The sequence below is a fragment of the Gemmobacter caeni genome (genome assembly GCF_003054195.1).
GTDB classification, from domain to species: domain Bacteria; phylum Pseudomonadota; class Alphaproteobacteria; order Rhodobacterales; family Rhodobacteraceae; genus Gemmobacter; species Gemmobacter caeni.
This window is the reverse complement of sequence record NZ_QBKP01000059.1, coordinates 1-3,189: the sequence shown is the minus strand read 5'-3', so window position 1 is coordinate 3,189 and position 3,189 is coordinate 1. Positions and strand designations below refer to the sequence as shown.

2 protein-coding genes and 1 pseudogene are annotated in these 3,189 nt (G+C 57.0%); all 3 read right to left on the bottom strand.

Features of this window, described 5'->3' with window-relative positions:
- Positions 1 to 269: pseudogene (locus tag C8N34_RS25665) on the bottom strand (phage protease); the annotation flags it as partial.
- A gap of 212 nt (positions 270 to 481) precedes the next feature.
- Positions 482 to 2,668: a Z1 domain-containing protein gene (locus tag C8N34_RS25660; protein WP_108131062.1), complete on the bottom strand. Its 2,187-nt coding sequence runs from the start codon at positions 2,666 to 2,668 to the stop codon at positions 482 to 484.
- Positions 2,669 to 2,904: 236 nt separating this feature from the next.
- A partial coding sequence (locus C8N34_RS25655; RefSeq protein ID WP_211317749.1) for a phage virion morphogenesis family protein occupies positions 2,905 to 3,189 on the bottom strand: 285 nt, incomplete at its 5' end.

Genomic DNA, 3,189 nt, shown 5'->3' with positions numbered 1-3,189 from the left:
CCGTCGGCGCGCGCCTGCAGCTCGACGACATAGCCCCGGGCGGGCGAGGCCTCGCCACGCGGGGCGGCGAGGTCGATGGCATGGTTCTCGTCGATCGGGAGCTTCCCCGTCGAGGCGGCAATCACCGCCTGCGGATCAACAAGCCGATAGGGACCGCGCGCATCGGCGGTCAGGATCTCCGCCCCGGCCGGGATCAGATGGATCCAGTCAGGGGCACCGCCCTCCGGCAGCGACGTGGATTGAAGCGAGATGATCTGCGGGTTCGACATGAACCCAACATCCCCCGCCAGCCAAAACCAAAACATCCGCAACGGTGTGCGGATGTCTGGGGGTCAGGGGGGAGTGTGGGGCGTGAAGGGCGGTGAAGCGCCTGAAGCCGGCGCAACAAATCTGTCGTGTAAATCCCAGATTATCCGGAATTTACACGGTCCGCAGCATTCAGTACGCCCTACCAGTATAGCGAGCGTACGCAAATTTGGCTCTACTTTTCGTCGTCGGTGCTGCTATCCCGCACACTGGACGCAAATATGCTTGGAGCTGCTTGTGCCGGAGAGACAAGGACGGGCCACCAGAAGGGGCAATCGCGCCAACCGTCTTCCACTCGCCCTTCTTGACCAAGAAGCGCAAGTATCGGCAACCCCCCGCCCAGCGAGCGAAACGCGGCACGCTCCTGGTATGACAATGGCGCATCGGAGTACCGGCCGCTGGCCCGCCGCCGGGCAATCGTTCTGCCCTTGGGTGCTATGATCCAGCAGTCGCCCCGCTCCCCAGCCGGTGACACGATCTTAGAGAAATACTCGACGGCAGCACGGCATGCTTCCCAATCGAACGAATAGCCGTCCTCGAACTCGAACGCCTCTTCTATCAAGTCGAGTATCTGCACTGCAGTCTTACACTTGAACTTGATCGGCTGGTTGGAATCTACGGCGTCAGCAGGCACCAGCGCATCGACCTTTGACATTATCTTCACAAGGGAAGTTTTCGCTTTAGTCTGGAATCCTACGGGCAACAGCGCGCCATTAGGTCTCAATGAAACGATGTCGGACACGAGAATCTTACTGGGTGCGCAAGGGATGACCCGGTTGCTCAGGTCGCGCATAACGAACGCAACGCCTCGGTCGTGAGCCCCTGTTTCAAACGCATGACGTAGGGCAGAGTCAAATTCGTGGACCGACTTAAGCGCATTGTAGTTACCTGCGGTAGTATAGAACCTGCTAACGGCAAGGTCTTCCCGTGGGCGATTTCCATACATGCGCGCATGCTGAAGCACCGTGTCTTGCTGCATTTTTTTCGGCGAGCGGCCATAAAAAAATCCTAACAGATTGGGCACAGTAATGCCCCGGTCTAGAATTTGCCCGCCGATGAACACATTAAAAGGGGTTCGCAGGCGCAGTTCTGCATTCTCGTCCAATAGGGCCTGAACGTCGTTGTCAGAGTTGACCTTTTCAGTGACTACTCCGCTTTTTACGAATGCATCCTTAACAAGACCGGCGATGGCGTCGTGATCTGGCATGTTATAGTTTCCAGCACTTATCGAGCGCTCAAGGTCATCGATGGATCGTCTTACCAGCTCACCGAAGGTCGGGTCTCCAGCCATCGCTGCCTTCGACATCCCGGAGATTATCTCTTGCGCAACCGTATGTTGCCACGCGTGCGATGCACGCGCCGTCTCTACATGGACGATCATTGAGTAGCGTTGCAATTTCTTGCCGGTTTGCCTTTGTTGGAGCCGACGGATAGAGGCAGCCGTCACGAAGGTCACCAGCGCATGACGCAATGTTTCAGTCCGCTTTGAGGTCAGCGCTTCGTCGCTGCGGACTCTGCGGCGATCTTCTTTCTTTAGCGCTGTCAATTCGTCTTCGGCCACAGGGTGCCACAAATAAAATTCTGGATGGCTTTCATCGTGATCGCCAAAATAATGGTCGCCGCCAACATATCCACCGTGAATAGGCACAAGTTGGGTGAAGGCAGGCCGCTTGGGTTCAAACCTGAAGTTTTGGTCCGGTGTTGTCTCGTATTCCTCCGGCTGGAGGTAGAGTGAGTAGGGCGTTGCGGTTACTTGCAGCACAGCGGGATTAGTTAGTTCGCGACGAAGCTCGTCGATTCTGTCGGCGATCCGCCCCTGCTCTATTTCTTTCGTCCCCTTCTTCTTGCTGAAGCGGATCGAGGCGAAATCAGCTTCATCATCAACGATTAGAACGCGTTTTCCCGCCAGCGCGCGGTGCGTCTCTGAGAATAGATTCACCAGCCGCCGCATGTTGTTAGCCTCTTTCTTGGCTACGAAAATCAGCTTGTGGTTGTCGATTTCCCAAGAAGTTAGGTTGGGCACGGTCATGATGTCATAGACCGCCATTTCTTCTGCGTCACGAAATTCGCGATACTCGTTGGCGATGCGGTTCACTGTTTGCTGTGCCAGAGTTTTGGTACCCTTGGTTAGGACCACAGCCACATCGAAACCTTCATCAAAGGCTGCAGCGATCACGCCTAGGAACGCGCGGGTCTTGCCCGATTGGATTTTGCCCAACAGCATACCGGGCCTGTTCCCGTCCGTGTGCGAAGATTGCAGTGCGGTGACGGTCCGCAGCACGCACTCTTCAAGCTCCAGCCCTTCTGGCGACCCGACTGCCGCACGCGAGGCTTTTAGCCGGTTGTAGAAATCTCCGTTCATCAGTATCCCTCTGTCCAATCCAAGTCCCAAATCCATGTCACTTTGACGCCGTTTTGAGTGAAAATCATAGACATTTTACAAGCTAATGGACTGTCGTGGCCTCTGCTGCGAACGACCACTTGGTCCGGCATCGCTGCCATCATGGCTGGGCTTTGCTGCAATGTCAGTTGAATGACGGCTTCTGGGGATGTGTCTACGCAGAATTGGTCGAGACCGACTGTCCGCTTTAGCCCGAATCACCCTCCCACCTGCGCTTCGAAGGCCTCACGGACGATATCGAGGATGTTGGAGCGGTCGGTGTCGGAGAGGCCGAGGAAAGGCCGGGCCGGGATGTCGCCCCAGGGCAGGGGATGGAAATAGTCACGGGAGGCGGGGCCGCCGTCTTTCTGCTTCGTCCGGCCCATGCGGGCGCCGAACTGGCCCTGTTTCGCGCCGAACTGCATGACCGCCGCCTGCAGGGCATTCGATCCGACCGAGACGAAGTCGGGGCCGGACCGGAAGTTGATGCCCCGTCGCATGTC